Below are 17,236 nucleotides of genomic sequence, written 5' to 3'. Positions count from 1 at the left end.
CTCTTCCTCGTCAGACTGTTTCGTTCGGTTCTGTTTCGATTCCGAACAGCGCGGCGTTGATCGCGTTGTGCTTGCGGTCGCGGAGGCTCGCGCGTTCGCGGTAGGCGTCGGGGCCCGAGCCGTAGGCGTTCTCGGTCTGCTCGACCAGCGAGGTGATCGTGGCGTCGTCGAGCTCCGGTCGGCCCAGCTCAGCCCAGCGGTCGGCCATGCCCACGCCCAGGTGCGCCATCATGTGGCGGATCCCGCCGGGACCGCCTCCGAGGTGGAAGCTCTCGAACGGGCCGATCGTCGCGTAGCGACCGCCCAGCGACGCCTTCATCACCGCGTCCAGCTCCTCGGCGGACACGACGCCCTGCTGCACCAGCGAGATGGACTCGCGCATGAGGGCGCTCTGCAACCGGTTGGCGACGAATCCGTCGACTTCCTTGTGGATCCGCACCGGCGTCTTGCCCAGGCCGCGGTAGAACTCGATGGCCTGCTGGACGACCTCCTCGGCCGTCGCGCCGGGCACGATCTCCACCAGCGGCACCACCTGCGGCGGGTTGAACGGGTGGGCGATCAGCAGCCGCGCGGCCACCTCCTCGTCCAGCTCGGCGGCGATCGCCGAGGCCACGATCCCGGAGCTGGAGGAGGCCAGCACCGCGTCAGCCGGGGCGTGTCGGGCGATCTCGGCGAACAGCTGCTGCTTGAACTCCAGCCGCTCCGGGCCGTTCTCCTGCACCAGCTGCGCGTTCTCCACCGCCTTGGCCAGGTCGTCGGTGGCGGTGATGCGGCTGCGCAGCGCGGCGACGTCGGCGCCCGGGATGCTCTCCGCGAGCATCGGCAGCGCTTCGTCGATGGCCGCGTCCAGGTCGTCGCGCGGATCGGTGACCCGGACCTCCAGGCCGGCGCGCGCGAACAGCGCCGCCCAGGCCAGGCCGATGGTCCCGGCTCCCACGACCGCCACCTCGCTCCACTTCGGATTCATCGCTGCGTCCCCTCCCCGAGGTAGTCGTGAACCGGCTCGACGCCCGAGAGCGTCAGATCGGTGATGATGTGGCTGGCCGAGACGACCGCGCGCACCGGGAGGTCCGCCAGTGGCGCCAGCGCGTGCTCGAACAGCTGCAACCGCGCGGGACCGGTGAAGGCCTGCTTGACGGTGATGTCGGTGATGCGGGTGCGCACCAGCTCGGCGATCCGCGGCCGGTGGTCGTAGCCGGGGACGAGCTTGAGCATGAACGTCGGCACCGTGATCTCGGCCTCGGCGGCGGCGAGGTCCACGGGGAACCACTTGTAGCCCATGGTCGCCGTCGCGACCCGCTCCGAGCCGTAGTCCAGCGTCCCCACCAGCGCGGAGTCCTCGACCTTGAGCGCCGGTTCGCCCATCACCTTCGGGTAGGCGCTGGCCTCGCGGCCGGCGACGGTGGCGGCGAAGTTGTTCAGGTACATCGCGTGCAGGTACTCGCCGCGCTCCTCGCCGAAGCGCACCGGAATCGCCTGTCCCGCTTCGACGTACGGGCCGAACGAGGTGACCTCGCCCATGTTCATGATCTCGAAGCGCACCAGCGGCTCGTCGAACTCCAGCGGCTCGGGAACCACTGCGCGCAACGCCTCGGGGTCGGTGCGGTAGACGATGTTGAGGTACTCGCGGTCGGTGAACCGCGCGACCGCCGGGGCGTAGGCCGGGGCGTTCAGCGGTGTCGCCACGTGCTGCAGGATTCGGTCTCGGTTCATCGTCCAGTCCACTTCGGTGCGCGCTTCTCGGTGAAGGCCCGGACGCCCTCGGCGAAGTCGGCGGACTCCTGGAGCCCGCGGATCTCGCGGCGCTGGGCGGCGAACGCCTCCGGCTCGGGCAGCCGGTCGGCGTGCCGGACGACCTGCTTGACCGCGGCCAGCGCCAGCGGTGCGTTGGCCGTCAGCTCCTCGGCAAGTTCCAGCGCGGCCTCCAGCGCGGCGCCGTCGTCTGCGACCCGGTTGACCAGGCCGAGCTCGGCGGCGCGACCGGCGTCGATGCTGCGGCCGGTCAGCAGCAGTTCCACGGCCAGGTGGTGCGGGATCCGCTTGGGCAGCCGGATCGCGCCGCCACCACCGGCGATGAGCCCTCGCTTGACCTCCGGCAGCGCGAACGTCGCGCCCGAGGACGCGACCACCAGGTCGCAGGCCAGCGCCAGTTCGAAGCCGCCGCCCATCGCGAAGCCCTCCACGGCCGCGATCAGCGGCTTGACGTTGTCGAACTCGGTCAGCCCGGCGAAACCGCGGTCACCAACGCCAGGGGATTCCCCGCGCGCGGCGGCCTTGAGGTCCATGCCCGCGCTGAAGGTGCCCGCCTCGCCGGTCAGCACACCCACTCGCAGCTGAGGGTTGGCGTCGAGCTCGTCGACGGCGGCGGCGATGCCGTGCGCGACGTCGGCGTTGATCGCGTTGCGCGCCTCGGGCCGGTTGAGGGTGATGACCAGGACGCTGCCGCGGGTCTCGGTCCGCACGGTCGTGTTCGGAGTGGTCATGCCGCGTTCTCCTCGTTGCGCTCGTCGAGTTCGGTGAAGACCGCGTCGGTGTCCTGGCCGGGGATCGGCGGGTGCAGTCGGATGGAGGCCGGGGTGGCGGAGAACTGGATCGGGACCCCCACCTGCCGGTAGCTGCCCTCGGTGGGGTGCTCGGCCAGGTCGAGCAGGTGGCCTTCCCGCACGTAGGGGTCGTCGGCGGCTTCGTCGAGCCGCAGGACCGGGCCGACCGGGATGCTGTGCTCGGTGCACACCTGGACCCACTCGGCGGTGGTCAGCGTCGGCGTCACCGACTCCATGAGCTCGACCAGCGCCGTTCCGTGCTCCCGCGCGTCGATGTAGTCGCCGGCCAGGCGCGGATCGGCGGCGAGGTCATCGCGTCCGGCGGCGGTGAACAGGTCGCGGAAGTTCTTCGGCGAGTAGGGCATGATCATCGCGAATCCGTCCTTGGTGGGACGGGCGCGGTGGCCGGTGTTCATCGACAGCGGGAATCCGGTGTCGGTCTCCGGCGGTTCGAAGATCCGGCCCTGCAGGTGCTCGACCAGGTTGAACGCCAGCATCGTGTCGGCCATCGGCACCTCGACCAGCTGTCCCTGGCCGGTCGCGCGCTGGTGCACCAGCGCGGCCAGCGCCGAGTAGGCGATCGTCAGCGCGGCGACCTTGTCGCCGAAGATGCTCGGCAGCACCACGGGCTTGCCGATGTCGCCGGCGCGCTGGGCGATGTCGAGCAGCCCGGAGGCGGCCTGCACGGTCTCGTCGTACGCGGCGAGCTCGGCGCGGTCGGAGTCCGGGCGGAAGCCCTGGGCGTGGGCGTAGATCAGGTGGGGGTTGTCGGCGGCGAGGCTGTCGTAGTCCAGGGCGAGGCGCCGCAGCGCGTTGATGCGCATGTTGGTGATCACGATGTCGGCGCTGCTGATGAGTTCGCGGGCGCGCTGGGCGTCGTCGGCGTCCTTGAGGTTGAGCGCGACGCTGCGCTTGTTGCGGTTGACGTTCATCGCCAGCGGCGTCATGCCGGGGGTGCGGTGGACGTTGCCGAGCCGTGCGGTGTCCTTCGGCGACTCGATCTTGATCACGTCGGCGCCGAGGTCGCCGAGGATCTGGGCCGCGTACGGGCCCATGACCACGGTCGACAGGTCGATGACGCGCACGCCGGCCAAGGGACCGGAGGCGTTGTCGGCGGGGGTTGCCATCACCACTCCTAGTGCGTCGGGAAATTGTCCCGAATCGACTTGTTTGCTTCGCTAACTACGTTAGGTCGGCGGTGGAGCGGTGTTCAATTGATCAGTGGAACCGTATCGCGAACAATGGCGTGACCGCAGCGGTCACGCCATCGGATCGGCCATCGATCCCTTCGCGGCGGCGATGAGTTCGTGCAGCTCAGGCTGCTCCTCGGTGCGGTCCTGGCGCCAAATCAGGCCGGTTGCGAGACTGGGCGAGAAATCCTGTATGGGGAGCACGGTGATGTTCTCGTCACGCAGTTTCTGCATTCCGCTCTTCGGGTCGAGCATGGAAATCGCGAATGCTCCGCCGTTGGCGATGACCTCTGCGGTGCTGCCGTAATCACCGGTGTCCAGCGTCATGCGGCGGTGCACTCCGGCGGCGGTCAGCCGCGCCTCCAGCTCGTCCCAGTAGTCCGGCAGCATCCGCGCCACCGGGCGCACGTAGGTCAGCCCGACCAGCTCGTGCAGCGACACCGCCTCGCGGCCGGCGAAATCCGCGGCGGGCAGCACCGCCCCCAGCGGCTCGCGCATCAGCTCGAACACCTCGATGCCCTCGGCGTGCACCGGCAGGTGCACCAGGGCCATCGCCAGCTCCCCCCGCTGCACCCCGAGCAGCAGTTCGCGGCTCCCGCCGGGCCAGCGCTTCAGCTCGCACACCTCGGCGCAGCGGCGGGTGAACACCGTCAGCCGCTCCCGCAACGTCGAGTGCAGACCGGGCGGAACGCCGAGGTAGACGACGGGCCGGTGCCGTCCGATCGCCTCCCGCAGCCGCCACGGCACGTCGTCGAACCGGCTCAGCGCGTCCCGGGCGATCGGCAGCAGCGCGGTCCCGGACTCGGTCAGCTGCACGTGGTGCGAGTCCCGCTCGAACAGCACGGTTCCGAGTTCTCGTTCGAGATCCCGGATCCGTTGGCTCAGGGGAGAGGTGGCCATGTGCAACGACCGCGCGGCGCCCGAGAAGCTCAGCTTCTCCGCCACGGCCACGAAGTACCGAAGATGAAAGATCTCCATCGCCCGACAACATTACGCCGCCAGGCCCAACCCACTGGGCCACACGCCCATCCCACCCCCGTCGCAGACCCACCCAGGTGCCGTCCCCGACCGTGCACCCGGAATACGGCCGTAATCAGGGACCCGATTACGGCGGTATTCGGGGTTCTGGAGGCGGTCGTGATCCGGGGGGTCAAGTTGGGACGCGGCGGGGAGGGGTTAGCTGGTGATGTCTTTGCGGTTGAAGCGCCAGATGGCGAGGGTGGTGAAGACCGCGGCGTAGGACAGGGCCGAGAAGCAGCCCGTGATCATCGACGAGGGGTCGATGTCCTCGCTGAGGAGGTCGGAGTAGGCCGTGGAGAAGTGGGTGGGGAGGTAGTTGCGGAGATCGCCGAGGGCGGAGATCTGGTCGATGATCTCCGAGAGGATGGAGATCAGGACCGCTCCACCCACCGCGCCCAGCGGAGCGTCGGTGTTGACGCTGAGGAACAGGGCGAGACCGGCGATCCAGCTGAGGTGCACAGCGACGTAGAGCGTCGCGGCGGCCAGGCTCAGCACCCCGCGCGGGAAGGTCAGGGCTTCGCCGGTGGTGCTGATGAGGTCGCCGGTGCCGAACCAGACCACGCCCACCGCCAGCGCGACCCCGACCAGCAGGACCACGCCGAGGACCGACAGCAGCGCGGCGACCTTCGCCTTCTGCCGCAGCAGCCGCATCCGCGGAACCGGCGCGGCGAGCAGGTATTTCAGGCTCGACCAGGACGCCTCGCTGGCCACGGTGTCGCCGAAGAACAACGCCACCACCACGACCAGCAGGAATCCGGTCGAGGCGAACAGCGTGAAGACCGCGAAGTTCAGCCCGCTGGCGGTGGCCATGTCGGCGAAGCTCCGCCCGCCGCGCGAGTCGTCCTCGCCGAGCTCGAACGCGGCGAGCAGCAGCAGCGGCAGCATCACCAGGAACGCCAGGGTCAGCCGGGTGCGCGCCCGCCGCAGCTGGCGCGCCAGCTCCACCCGCAACGGCAGGGTGCGCTTGGCCGAGTAGCCCTCCGCGGCGCCGTCGCCCTGCGGGACTCCCAGCATCGGCGCGCGCACCAGCGCGGTCTCCGTCTCCGGTACCGCGACCTCGGTGGGGGTTTCGTCGTCGCTCACCGCTGTTCCTCTCCGACGAGCTGCAGGAAGGCGTCCTCCAGGCGGCGTCTCGGACCCACCTGATGCACCGAGACACCCGATGCGACCAGCACGTTCACCGCGACCGCCGCCTTGTGCCCGGCGAGGTCGGCGTGCACCAGGTCGTCTTCGATCTCGACCAGGCCCAGCCCCTCGATGGTGCGCAGCGCCGCGGCGGCCTCCTCCGGATCGTCGACCCGGAAGGTCGCCTCCCCGTTGACGGCCATGATGTCGGCGACGCTGCCCTCGGCGAGGAGGGACCCGTTCTGCATGACGATCACGTGCGTGCAGGTTTGCTCGACCTCGGCGAGCAGGTGGCTGGAGACCAGCACCGCGCGGCCGGTGGCGGCGTAGCGGCGCAGGATCTCGCGCATCTGGTGGATCTGCGGCGGGTCGAGCCCGTTGGTCGGTTCGTCGAGCACCAGCAGCTCCGGCAGGCCGAGCATCGCCTGGGCGATCGCCAGCCGCTGCTTCATGCCCTGGCTGTAGGTGCGCACCTTGCGCTTGGCGGAGTTCTCCAGACCCGAGATCTGCAGCACCTCGTCCAGGTGCGCGCGCAGCATCGGACGACCGGTCGCCGCCCAGTAGTGCCGCAGGTTGTCCAGGCCGGACAGGTGCGGCAGGAAGCCGGGTGACTCCACCAGCGCACCCACCCGCGACAGCACCGGAGCACCGGCCTGCAGCCGGTGGCCGAAGATCCGGACCTCGCCGTGAGTCGGCCGCAGCAGCCCCAGGAGCATCCGCAGCGTCGTGGTCTTGCCCGCCCCGTTGGGTCCCAGCAGACCGACGATCTGACCGCGCTCCACCTGGAAGCTCAGGTCGTCCACCGCGGCCTTCTTGCCCGGGTAGGACTTCGTCAGCCCGGAGATCACCAGCGGAGTCTCCGCCAGCCGCGAGTCCGGGTCGCCGTTGAACTTGCGGCGGATCGCCGAGATCACCCACAGCAGCAGGGCCAGCACGAACACCAGCCCGATGCCCACCAGCGGGCCGACCGGGACCGAACCGGCGCTGGAGGACGCCGCGCGCACCGACGGGATCGACACCGCCCGGTCGCCGGCCAGCGCCACCAGGTGCGCCGACGGTTCCCTCGGCAGCGCGTACGCCTGGTCGGTGGTGGCGACCGCGAGCTCGATGCGGTGACCGGTCTCGATCGGGTGCACGACCCCGGGCAACGCGACGTCGAACTCGACCGGGCTGCCGTCCGCAGGCACGTTGCTGATGTGCAGCGGGGACACGGCGTTGCCGAGCAGTTGCCGCTGCCCGTCGGGGCCGATGTCGTAGAGCTTGGCGAACAGCACCGCGTCGTCGGGCTGCGGTTGGCCCGGCACGGCGGCGATCGCCAGCCGCGTGCGCGGCGTGCCGGAGATGAGCGTCTGCTCCTCCAGCGGCTGGGTGCGGAACACGGCCACCTGGCCGGGCAGCTCCCGGGCCAGGGACTGGCCGAGGCTGCCCGCCGCGTCGAGCACCTGGCCGGCGCCGGGCAGCGCGCTCGTGGCCGCCGGGGACCCGCCGGGCGGGTTGATCACCGGTGTGACCGGGCCGTCCAGCGGAAGGGAGTAGCGCGGCGTCCGGGAGTCTTGCAGCCCCGGGTAGGACGGCGCGGTCATGGTGCGCACCGGGATGTCGCCGTCGCGCTGCGGCCGCCCGGCGATGTCGAACTGGAAACCGGAGCCGGGATCGGGAACCGGTGGCACGCCGCCCAGGTGGAAGGCGAACCAGTCGGCGATGCGCCCGCGCACGTCGGGGCCGGGCGGGGTGCCGTCGTGGCCGCCGGCGAACCAGATGGTCTTGACCTCGCCGCCGGCGGCGGAGATCTGCCGCGCGTTGGCGTCGGAGTGGTCGAGCCCGAACAGGGTGTCGCGCTCGCCCTGCACCAGCAGCGTCGGCTGGGTGACCCGCGAGTTGTAGGTCTTGGGGGACGACTTCGCCAGCAGGTCCAGCGTCGGTTGGCTCGCGCGTCCGTACTGGGCGACCTCGGAGTAGGCCGCGCACACCGCGGGGATGAAGTTACCGCAGGTCAGCGGCGTCCCCGGGGTGGGTCGGGGTGCGCCCCCGGCGGAGAACAGCAGCCCGGTCCACGCCTGCTTGAACACGCCCTCGGGGTTGAACGAGCCGTCTGCCGGGGTGGCTCCGCCGATGCGCACCTGGCTGGCGTTGTTGGGCAGCAGCGCCTGCCCGAGATCGTTGTAGGTCATCACCGGCGAGATGGCGTCCACGCGCGGATCGGTGCCCGCCAGCATCAGCGCCAGCGCGCCGCCGTAGGAGCCGCCGGTGACACCGACGCGGGGATCACCGTCGCGGTCGCGCTGCACCTCCGGCTGGCGGGCCATCCAGTCCAGCAGCTGCCGGGCGTCGGAGACCTCGTAGTCCGGGGAGTTCAGCGCGATCTGCCCGGTGCTGCGGCCGAACCCGCGCGCCGAGTAGGTCAGCACCGTGAAGCCGCGTCCGACGAGTTCCCGCGCCTGCTCGGCGGTGTCGGCCTTGCTGCCGCCGAAGCCGTGGGCGAGCAGGATCGCCGGCGCCGGGGTGTCCACGGGGGAGTGGAGCGTGACGTCGATCTGCACTCTCTCGGTGCCGCCGGGGCCGTCGAGCACGTCGACCATGGCCTCGCGGGGAGCCGGGGGCTGCGCCGCCGTCTGCAGCGGTTGCGCCTGGCCGGACCACAGGAACGCCCCCAACACCACTAAGAGGACGCAGGGCAGGGCGAGCAGGGCCAGGCCGGTTCGGCGACGGGGGGAGGCGGACACGCCATTGACAGTAGGTGAACGGAGCGGCACCGGTTTCATCCAGACGCGGAGGGAAGGCAAGACGCTATGAACCAGAGACCAAAGCGCAATCGGACACCTCGTCGTGCCCGTCGTCGTGTGGTCTTGGCCGCATCCCCGCGTGCGGTGCCCGAGTGATCAGGCCGACGCGATACTAGCGATCATCCGTGTGAACGCAATGCCCTCGAATCGGCGAGTGCGCGCAGCCCGCATTGCCACGTTCAGCGGTCCCACTTAGGTTCGATCCGTGACTTGCGTTGCAACTGGTCACCCCACCTGGTGCGGGGACCCCGGCATAAGTGACAATCTTGACGAGTGGTGGAGGGGAGTATTCCTTCGCGACGGTGTCGTCATCACGGAACTTGCCTGGTCAAGCCCGGTGCCGTCGACCGATAACGCAGATCGGTGGAAGAGACCTCCGGTCCCGGACGTGTACGCCCTGAACCGGAGGTGATTGATGGGTGCCGACCTGATGTTGCGCGCGGCCCCTGCGCAGCAGCCCGCAGTCGACACTATGCACGTGCACTGGTGGGTGTGGGCAGCCACGCTGGGTGGTCTCGCCCTGCTGCTGCTGCTCGACCTGGTGATCGTCGACCGCAAGCCGCACGAGGTGACCACCGCCGAGGCGGCGAAGTGGGTCACCTTCTACATCGGCTGCGCGATCCTGTTCGGCATCGGTGTGTGGATCTTCGGTGATCAGCACTTCGCCATCGAGTTCTTCACCGGTTACATCACCGAGTACTCGCTGAGCGTGGACAACCTGTTCATCTTCATGGTGATCATGTCCAGCTTCGCGGTTCCGTCGATCCACCAGCACAAGGTGCTGCTGATCGGCATCCTGCTCGCGCTGCTCATGCGCGGCATCTTCATCGCCGTCGGCGCTGCGCTGATCGCGCAGTTCGTCTGGGTGTTCTTCATCTTCGGCGCCTTCCTCATCTGGACCGCGGTCAGCATGGTCCGCAAGAAGGACGAGGAGGAGGAGTACAACGAGAACGCGGTCGTCCGCTGGGTTCGCAAGATGTTCCCGGTGACCGACGACTACCACGAGGCCAAGTCGACGGTGAAGATCGACGGCAAGCGGTACCTGACGCCGATGTTCGTGGTCATCGTGGCCATCGGCAGTGCCGACCTGCTGTTCGCGGTCGACTCGATCCCGGCGATCTTCGGCATCACCCAGGACCCGTTCCTGGTGTTCACCGCCAACGCCTTCGCGCTGATGGGCCTGCGGCAGCTGTACTTCCTGCTCGGCGGCCTGGTGGACAAGCTGGTCTACCTGTCGGTCGGTCTGGCGATCATCCTCGGCTTCATCGGCCTGAAGCTGATCCTGCACGCCTTCCACGAGTACCACCTGGTGCCGGAGTGGGCGGAGATCAACAACTGGATGTCGCTGAGCTTCATCGTGCTGACCCTCGCGATCACCACGTGGGCGAGCCTGGCCAAGTCCAAGCGGGACGCGTCGACGGCCGAGGCCAACCAGAGCTGACGCTCCGCTGCAGAACCAGGAGATCCCCTTCGGACACCGTCCGGAGGGGATCTTCTCGTGCGCGTCTTCAGTCCAGGAGGGTGTAGCTGAGCTCCTGGCAGACGCGTCCCAGCGGGACGTCGAGGCCGGGATGGCTCAGCGGGAGCAGGACGTCCGGGCTGTCCGGGAGCGCGGTGTCCGCAGGCGGGTCCCAGAGGCAGACCGAGGGCTTGCCGGAGTCCATCGCGGACCGGTACCAGAGGCCGTCGAGCTCCGGGTAGGACGCGCGGATCGCGCGGGCCCACGCCTGGGTGCGCGATTTCGGCCCGCTGCTGATGGCCTGCGAAGCTCCCGCCCTGGTGGGCCAGAGCCCGGTGAGGTCGAGCAGCCGCAGCGTCCGGCGTGGGCGGAACAGCACCAGGTGCGGGCTGCGGGTGCGTCGGTCCACGGTGGACGTCGCCTGGTACACCTCCGCGATGCAGGTCTGCACCGACAGCGAGAAGTACAGGACGCCGTGCTCGCGGGTGATCGTCGGCCCGCCTTGGGAGTTCGGCAGGTGCGGGTCGAACCGCGCGTGCGGCAGCGGTCCGGCGTAGCGGAAGCTGTTCCACTGCTGCGGGTGGTTGCCGCCGGAGGTGAACACGCGCGCGAGCCTGGTGCCCGGGGGCACCGCGATCACGTCCTCTGTTCGGCGGAGGATCGCCTGCAGCGCTGCAGGAGCAGGCGGCTGTGGTAGCCGTGCCAATGTGTGGTCCCAGGTGGTGGTCGCGGTGGGGCTGGTCAGGCGGGGGTGCCGATGGCGGCGGCGAGCTCGGCGACCCGGTGCGGATCACCGCCGGCCAGCAGCCACTCTCGCGGACTCACCGGTCTGTCGTGGATCTCCAGATCCTCCTGGGGCGTGGTCATGAAGTTCGCCAGCACGAGCGCGGGCTGGTCCGCCGGCATCCACGCGAGCACGACGTCCAGGCCGGGCAGCACGTCGGAGTCGGTGAACTGCCACGCGGGCAGGCGCCAACCGCCGCGGTCCTTCCAGCCGATCAGGCGGCGTTCGCCGATGCGGTGGCGGACCCGGCTGGTGTCGACCCCGATCCGCGCAGCGGCCTGACCGACCGACAGCGCGGTGTCGCGCAGCACCGTCTGCTCGGCGACGGTGCGGGCCCGCGGGTCGGCCTCGGTGTCGCTCAGCGGCGACAGGTCCAGCCCGGTGGCCGCGAGGGCGGTGCGCTCCGAGTCGGTGAAGTGCGCGGCTGGGTCGACCTGCGGCGAGGTGAGCTTTCTGGCTGCGTCCTCGACGAGGGTGAGGAATTCGTTGGCGGTGACCTTCAAACCGGCCCTCGCCAACACGGTCTCCAGCGCGGCTGACATATGCCGAGGATACCGCAGAGCGCACGAAATGCGTGCGCGAACGTGCGCTGCTCCACCTGAACGTCACTGCCGGTGACACCGATGTTGCGGATGGTGATGACGTGGTTGCTCTGACCGGATTTTCCGTGCTGCGGCGTCCGTGCGCTCGATCGCCGCCGGGAGGGCGTCGGCGACTGCGAACTGTCGGCGGATCGCCTCTTGACGCGAGCGCCGAAGGATCGTTGACTGGCCGTACCGACTGGTCGGTCTCACAGTGGAGGTGGCGCGTTGGGCAGCGTGTACGACGAACGACCGTGGTTGGATCTCTTCGACGATGATCTCCCCGCGGAGATCGAGCCCGAGCACGCCACGATGCTCGACCTGCTCGCCGGCACGGTCCGGGACCACCCCGACGACGTCGCGCTCACCTACTTCGACGGGCGGCTGACCTTCGCCGAGCTCGACGGGCTCAGCGACGGACTCGCCTGCCACCTCGTCGAACGCGGAGTCGCCCAGGGCGACCGGGTCGCCGTCTACCTGCAGAACGTCCCGCAGTTCGCCATCGCCGTGCTCGCCGGGTGGAAGGCCGGGGCCATCGTCGTCCCGCTCAACCCGATGTACCGGATGCACGAGCTGACCAAGATCCTCGGCGACGCCCGGCCGACGGCCGTGATCTCCTCCGAGCAGGGCTGGCACGACGTCGTCGGCGGAGTCGCGACCGCGCTGGAGATCGGCATCGCGGTCACCACCAGCGAACTGGACCTGCAGACCCGCGGCGACCAGCGGCTGTTCGCCAAGTCGCGGCGCAACCCCGCCGAGGGCTGCGCCGACCTGCTGGCCGTCGCCCGCTCCTACGCCGGGAAGCGCCCGCCGCCGGCCTCGCCGTCCGCATCGGACATCGCGCTGCTGGTCTACACCTCGGGTACCAGCGGAGTCCCCAAGGGAGCCACCAACACCCACGGCAACGTCGTGTTCAACGCCGAGGGCACGGCGATGCGGCTGGACGAGGACACCCCGGGCGGGATCTTCGCGCTCGCCCCGCTGTTCCACATCACCGGCCTGGTCGTGCAGTTCGCCGCCGCGCTGGCGGCCGGGCGGCAGCTCGACCTGGCCTACCGGTTCGAACCCGGTGTCGTGCTCGACGCGCTCGCCGAGCACGAACCCGCGTTCATGGTCGGCCCGTCCACGGCCTACATGGCGCTGATGAACCACCCCGAGGTCTCACCGGAGCACTTCGCCTCGCTGAAGATGGTGCACTCCGGCGGAGCCCCGCTCCCCTCGGCGGTCGTCGAGGCGTTCCGCGAGCGCTTCGGGCTCTACATCCGCAACGGCTACGGCCTCACCGAGACCACCGCCACCGCCACCTCCGTCCCGCTCGGCAAGGAAGCGCCGGTCGACGCCGCGTCCGGGACGCTCGCGGTCGGCGTGCCCACCTACAACACCGTGCTGCGGGTGGTCGACGAGGACGGAGCCGACCTGCCCGTCGGCGAGGTCGGTGAGATCGTCATCGAGGGCCCGATGGTGGTTCCGGCCTACTGGAACAAGCCCGAGGAGACCGCGGCGAGCATCCGGGACGGCCGGCTGCACACCGGCGACGTCGGGTTCATGGACGAGCAGGGCTGGTTCTACGTCGTGGACCGGAAGAAGGACATGATCAACGCCTCCGGCTTCAAGGTGTGGCCGCGCGAGGTCGAGGACGTCCTCTACGGACACCCGGCCGTGCGGGAAGCCGCCGTCGTCGGCGTGCCCGACGCCTACCGCGGCGAGACCGTCAAGGCGTTCATCAGCCTCTCCCACGGCAGCACCGCCACCGGCGAGGAGCTCGTCGAGCACTGCAAGCGGCAGCTGGCCGCCTACAAGTACCCCCGGAGCGTCGAAATCCTCGACGAACTCCCGAAAACCGCAACCGGGAAGATCCTGCGCCGACAACTGCGCGACACGGCGCGCGCGGGCGAGCAACACGGAAGGAACGAACAGTGAGCAAGCGTTTCGACGGTCGAGTGGCGATCGTGACCGGAGCCAGCCGCGGAATCGGGCTGGCCATCGCCGAACGCCTGGTCGCCGAGGGTGCCAAGGTCACCATCACCGCGCGCAAGCCCGAACCGCTGTCCGAAGCCGTCGAGAGCCTCGGCAAGGACAACGCGCTGGGCGTCGCGGGCAAGGCCGACGACGTGGAGCACCAGGCCGAGACCGTGGCCAAGACGGTGGAGGCCTTCGGCCGGGTGGATCTGCTGGTCAACAACACCGGCATCAACCCCGCCTTTGGCCCGATGCTCGACCTAGACCACGGCGTCGCGCAGAAGACCTTCCAGGTCAACGTGCTCGCCGCGCTGTCGTGGACCCAGCAGGTCTTCCGCGCCGGGATGGGCGAGCACGGCGGTTCGGTGCTCAACGTGTGCTCGGTGGCCGGTCTCAACCCCGCGCCCGGGATCGGCTTCTACGGCGCCACCAAGGCGATGCTGGGGCACATGACCCAGGAGCTGGCCGTGGAGCTCGCGCCGAAGGTGCGCGTCAACGCGATCGCGCCGGCCGTGGTCAAGACGAAGTTCGCCACCGCGCTCTACGCCGACAACGAGGCCGAGGTCGCCTCCGGATACCCCTTGGGGCGCTTGGGAATCCCGTCGGACATCTCCGGTGCGGCAGCGTTCCTGCTCTCCGACGAGGCGTCCTGGATCACCGGACAGATCCTCGTGCTCGACGGCGGTTCGACCCTGAAGGGCGGTATGTGACGTGCAGTTCGCCGATTCGGTCGTGATCATCACCGGTGCCGGCAACGGCATCGGTGCCGCGATGGCCCGCAAGTTCGCCGCGCTCGGCGCGAGAACCGTTCTCGGTGACCTCGATTCGGACGCCGTCCGCGAGGTCGCGGGCGAGGTCGGCGGCATCGCCGTGCCCGGTGACGCCGCGAGCGAGCAGGGCGTGGCCGAGCTCGTCGACGCCGCGATGGGGGAGCACGGCCGGATCGACGTGTTCTGCGCCAACGCCGGCATCGGCCGCAACGGTGGACCGGAGGCCGACGAGGACGCCTGGGCCGCCTCGTGGGAGGTCAACGTGATGTCCCACGTGCGCGCGGCCCGGGCGGTGCTGCCGCACTGGCTGGAGCGCGGCGAGGGCCACTTCCTCGGTACCGCCTCGGCCGCCGGGCTGCTCACGATGCTCGGGTCCGCGCCGTACTCGGTGACCAAGCACGCCGCGGTCGCCTTCGCCGAGTACCTCAACATCACCTACGCGGACAAGGGCGTCACGGCGCAGGCGCTGTGCCCGCAGGGCGTGCGCACCCGGCTGCTGGAGGCCACCGGCGAGACCGGTCGGATCCTGATGGGTGCCACCGCCGTCGAGGCCGAGGACGTCGCTGAGATGGTGGCAGAGAAGCTGGGCGGCGAGGAGTTCCTGATCTTGCCGCACCCGGAGGTCGCCGACTACTACGCGTTGCGGGCGGGCCAGCCGGAGCGCTGGCAGGCGGGCATGCGCAAGCTGCAGCGAAAGGTCGAGTAGCGGCCCGACTAGGCTTGCCCGAGGGCATCGACATGGGGAGGAACGAGATGGCGCGGTCGGCCAACGCACGCACGGGCACGGAGGCTGGCACCGAGCCTGTTCCGCAACGATTGCTGGCCGTAGCCACCCGGCTGTTCGCCGAGCAGGGCTTCGAAGCCACCTCGGTGCAGCAGATCGTCGATGCCGCGGGCGTCACCAAGGGCGCGATGTACCACTACTTCGGCTCCAAGGACGACCTGCTCTACGAGATCTACGCCCGCGTGCTGCGCGATCAGCAGGCGCGGCTGGAGAGCGCGGCCGAAAGCGACTCCCCGGTCAAGGAGCGGCTGCACGCCGCGGCTTCGGACGTCGTGGCCACCACGGCGGCCAACCTGGAAGACACGATCATCTTCTTCCGGTCGATGCACCTGCTGCACGCCGACAAGCAAGCCGAGGTGCGAGCCGAGCGCCGCCGCTACCACGAGCGCGTGCGCGGCCTGATCGAGGAGGGCCAGAAGACCGGGGTGTTCCGCACCGACAAGTCGGCGGACCTGGTGGTGGACTTCTTCTTCGGCGCGGTGCACCACCTCGGCACCTGGTTCCGCGAGGACGGCAAGCTCACCGGGCAGGAGGTCGGCGAGCACTTCGCCGATCTGCTGCTGGACTCGTTGAGACCCTAGTTTCCGTCCTGTTTCGTTCCCGCGCGTGGCCTTGTGGTGACCGGGTGCGGAGGGGTTGGCTGCCGCTGGCAACTCGTGCGGCCGACGGGAGTGACCCTTGAGCGAGATCGAAGCGGTGCGTTCGCGGCGCCTGGACCGCGTGCTCAACCTCATCGAGCGGATCGGCAACAAGCTCCCCGAACCGTTCATCCTGTTCGGAATCCTGTTCCTGGTGGTGGCCGTCGTGTCGACGGCGATCTCGGCGTTCGGCGTCACGGTCACCATCCCCGGTGCCGAGAAGGCGACGCCGGTCCGCGGTGCCTTCACCGGTGAGGGACTGGAATTCCTGTTCACCAAGATGGCGGAGAACTTCATCGGGTTCCCGCCGCTGGAAACGGTCGTGACGATCATGCTCGCGGTCGGCCTGGCCGAGCGCACCGGCATGCTGACCGCGCTGATCAGGTCGTCGTTCGGCAGCGCGCGGGGTTCGGTGCTGCCCTACGCGGTGGGCCTGGTCGGGGTCAGCGCGAGCGTGATGGCCGACTCGGCGATGATCATCATCCCGCCGCTGGCCGCGCTGGTGTTCAAGGCCGCAGGCCGGCACCCGGTGGCCGGCCTGCTCGGCGGCTTCGCCGCGACCGGTGCGGGGTACTCGACGTCGATCCTGGTCACCAGCCTGGACGCGCTGTTCTCCGGGATCAGCAACAAGGTCGCCGAGACGCTGCCGAACCCGGGCACGCTGGTCACACCGGTGTCGAACTACTACTTCAACATCGTCTCGGCCGTCCTGCTCGGACTGCTGGCCGGATTCCTCATCGACCGGCTCATCGAGCCGCGCCTGATCCGCAACGGCGTGCCCCGCGAGGCCGCGGACGGCGAGCAGGACGCCGACCTCAAGGTGGATCTCGAACCCGCCGAGCGCCGCGGCCTGCTGTGGGCCGGGGCGTCGTTCCTGGTGGCGACCGCGCTGGTGCTGCTCCTGGTGTTCTGGCCGGACTCGCCGCTGGCCAACGACGAGGGCGGTTTCCTGCCGGACTCGCCGCTGATGGACTCGGTGACGACGCTGATCTTCCTCGGCTTCGCCGTCCCGGCGATCGCCTACGGCGCCAAGGCCGGTTCCATCACCCGGGCCGCCGACGTGCCGCGGCTGATGGCGCTCGCGCTGCGCGATCTGACCGGGTTCCTGGTGCTGGCGTTCATGCTCGGGCAGTTCATCGCGCTGTTCAACTGGACGAACCTCGGTTCGCTGGTGGCGGTCTCGGGCGCGGACCTGCTGCAGTCGATGCACCTGGACGGGTATCCGGCGATCCTCGGGTTCATGCTGCTGGCCTCGCTGCTGAACCTGTTCATCATCTCCGGGTCGAGCCTGTGGACGCTGATGGCGGCGGTGTTCGTGCCGATGTTCGCGCTGCTGGGCTTCGAACCCGGCTTCGCCCAGGCGGCGTTCCGCGTCGGCGACTCGGCCACGCAGATCATGACGCCGCTGAACCCGTACATGATCATCATCCTGGGGTACCTGCGCCGCTACGAACCGAGCGCGGGCATCGGCACCCTCGTCGCCCGCATGGTGCCCTTCGTCGTCCCGTTCTGGCTGCTGTGGGCGTTGGTCATGACGGTCTTCTACTTCGCCGACATCCCGCTGGGCCCCGGCATGGGCATCCGCATCCAGCCGTGAGAC

Annotated in this window: 15 protein-coding genes; 6 read left to right on the top strand and 9 right to left on the bottom strand. The window is 69.7% G+C overall.

Annotated elements, in window-relative coordinates:
* Positions 1 to 10 precede the first annotated feature (10 nt).
* The 7 genes from AB0J91_RS11345 to AB0J91_RS11315 form a co-directional block, all read right to left on the bottom strand.
* A complete protein-coding gene (locus AB0J91_RS11345) occupies positions 11 to 967 on the bottom strand; it encodes a 3-hydroxyacyl-CoA dehydrogenase NAD-binding domain-containing protein (protein ID WP_363866771.1) in 957 nt (318 codons plus the stop codon).
* Positions 964 to 1,713: an acetoacetate decarboxylase gene (locus AB0J91_RS11340; RefSeq protein WP_363866768.1), complete on the bottom strand. Its 750-nt coding sequence runs from the start codon at positions 1,711 to 1,713 to the stop codon at positions 964 to 966. The genes AB0J91_RS11345 and AB0J91_RS11340 overlap by 4 nt, the downstream gene beginning before the upstream one ends.
* Entirely contained in the window at positions 1,710 to 2,483 is a 774-nt protein-coding gene (locus AB0J91_RS11335) for a crotonase/enoyl-CoA hydratase family protein (RefSeq protein WP_363866765.1), read from the bottom strand. Before AB0J91_RS11335 ends, AB0J91_RS11340 begins: the two co-directional genes overlap by 4 nt.
* A complete protein-coding gene (locus AB0J91_RS11330) occupies positions 2,480 to 3,670 on the bottom strand; it encodes a CoA transferase (RefSeq protein ID WP_363866762.1) in 1,191 nt (396 codons plus the stop codon). Before AB0J91_RS11330 ends, AB0J91_RS11335 begins: the two co-directional genes overlap by 4 nt.
* 132 nt (positions 3,671 to 3,802) lie before the next feature.
* Entirely contained in the window at positions 3,803 to 4,711 is a 909-nt protein-coding gene (locus AB0J91_RS11325) for a LysR family transcriptional regulator (RefSeq protein WP_363866759.1), read from the bottom strand.
* 198 nt (positions 4,712 to 4,909) lie between these two features.
* The gene (locus AB0J91_RS11320) at positions 4,910 to 5,767 is read right to left on the bottom strand and encodes an ABC transporter permease subunit (protein ID WP_363793220.1); all 858 of its coding nucleotides are present in this window, start codon (positions 5,765 to 5,767) and stop codon (positions 4,910 to 4,912) included.
* Between the two features lie 65 nt (positions 5,768 to 5,832).
* Complete coding sequence (locus AB0J91_RS11315) at positions 5,833 to 8,601, bottom strand: alpha/beta fold hydrolase (RefSeq protein WP_363866756.1); 2,769 nt, start codon at positions 8,599 to 8,601, stop codon at positions 5,833 to 5,835.
* Between the two features lie 532 nt (positions 8,602 to 9,133).
* Here AB0J91_RS11315 and AB0J91_RS11310 point away from each other — a divergent pair.
* Positions 9,134 to 10,102, top strand: a complete 969-nt coding sequence (locus AB0J91_RS11310; protein ID WP_363793222.1) for a TerC family protein — start codon at positions 9,134 to 9,136, stop codon at positions 10,100 to 10,102.
* Positions 10,103 to 10,169: 67 nt separating this feature from the next.
* Here the strand turns inward: AB0J91_RS11310 and AB0J91_RS11305 are convergent, their stop codons facing one another.
* Entirely contained in the window at positions 10,170 to 10,826 is a 657-nt protein-coding gene (locus AB0J91_RS11305) for an RES family NAD+ phosphorylase (RefSeq protein WP_363792899.1), read from the bottom strand.
* A 35-nt stretch (positions 10,827 to 10,861) separates the two neighbouring features.
* Positions 10,862 to 11,446 (bottom strand): DNA-binding protein, encoded by a 585-nt coding sequence (locus tag AB0J91_RS11300; RefSeq protein WP_363792901.1) that lies wholly within the window; start codon positions 11,444 to 11,446, stop codon positions 10,862 to 10,864.
* Between the two features lie 267 nt (positions 11,447 to 11,713).
* On the opposite strand from AB0J91_RS11300, the gene AB0J91_RS11295 reads away from it, so the two are divergent.
* The 5 genes from AB0J91_RS11295 (at position 11,714) to AB0J91_RS11275 (ending at position 17,233) form a co-directional block, all read left to right on the top strand.
* Entirely contained in the window at positions 11,714 to 13,405 is a 1,692-nt protein-coding gene (locus AB0J91_RS11295; protein ID WP_363866753.1) for an AMP-binding protein, read from the top strand.
* Positions 13,402 to 14,154: an SDR family oxidoreductase gene (locus AB0J91_RS11290; RefSeq protein WP_363866750.1), complete on the top strand. Its 753-nt coding sequence runs from the start codon at positions 13,402 to 13,404 to the stop codon at positions 14,152 to 14,154. The genes AB0J91_RS11295 and AB0J91_RS11290 overlap by 4 nt, the downstream gene beginning before the upstream one ends.
* A 1-nt stretch (position 14,155) precedes the next feature.
* The gene (locus AB0J91_RS11285) at positions 14,156 to 14,920 is read left to right on the top strand and encodes an SDR family oxidoreductase (RefSeq protein WP_363866747.1); all 765 of its coding nucleotides are present in this window, start codon (positions 14,156 to 14,158) and stop codon (positions 14,918 to 14,920) included.
* A 47-nt stretch (positions 14,921 to 14,967) separates the two neighbouring features.
* A complete protein-coding gene (locus AB0J91_RS11280) occupies positions 14,968 to 15,579 on the top strand; it encodes a TetR/AcrR family transcriptional regulator (RefSeq protein ID WP_363792909.1) in 612 nt (203 codons plus the stop codon).
* 97 nt (positions 15,580 to 15,676) lie between these two features.
* Positions 15,677 to 17,233 (top strand): AbgT family transporter, encoded by a 1,557-nt coding sequence (locus AB0J91_RS11275; RefSeq protein WP_363866744.1) that lies wholly within the window; start codon positions 15,677 to 15,679, stop codon positions 17,231 to 17,233.
* The last annotated feature ends 3 nt before the right edge of the window (positions 17,234 to 17,236 follow it).

The sequence above is a fragment of the Saccharopolyspora sp. NPDC049357 genome (assembly GCF_040677225.1).
Taxonomy (GTDB): Bacteria; Actinomycetota; Actinomycetes; order Mycobacteriales; family Pseudonocardiaceae; genus Saccharopolyspora.
The sequence above is the reverse complement of the archived record's forward strand: the minus strand, read 5'-3'. Positions and strand labels throughout refer to the sequence as shown.

Coding starts and splice junctions, on each gene's coding strand:
- AB0J91_RS11300 (WP_363792901.1), bottom strand. CDS start 11,446: ATGTCAGCCGCGCTGGAGACCGTGTTGGCGAGGGCCGGTTTGAAGGTC.
- AB0J91_RS11330 (WP_363866762.1), bottom strand. CDS start 3,670: ATGGCAACCCCCGCCGACAACGCCTCCGGTCCCTTGGCCGGCGTGCGC.
- AB0J91_RS11320 (WP_363793220.1), bottom strand. CDS start 5,767: ATGCTGGGAGTCCCGCAGGGCGACGGCGCCGCGGAGGGCTACTCGGCC.
- AB0J91_RS11345 (WP_363866771.1), bottom strand. CDS start 967: ATGAATCCGAAGTGGAGCGAGGTGGCGGTCGTGGGAGCCGGGACCATC.
- AB0J91_RS11340 (WP_363866768.1), bottom strand. CDS start 1,713: ATGAACCGAGACCGAATCCTGCAGCACGTGGCGACACCGCTGAACGCC.
- AB0J91_RS11325 (WP_363866759.1), bottom strand. CDS start 4,711: ATGGAGATCTTTCATCTTCGGTACTTCGTGGCCGTGGCGGAGAAGCTG.
- AB0J91_RS11335 (WP_363866765.1), bottom strand. CDS start 2,483: ATGACCACTCCGAACACGACCGTGCGGACCGAGACCCGCGGCAGCGTC.
- AB0J91_RS11280 (WP_363792909.1), top strand. CDS start 14,968: ATGGCGCGGTCGGCCAACGCACGCACGGGCACGGAGGCTGGCACCGAG.
- AB0J91_RS11310 (WP_363793222.1), top strand. CDS start 9,134: ATGCACGTGCACTGGTGGGTGTGGGCAGCCACGCTGGGTGGTCTCGCC.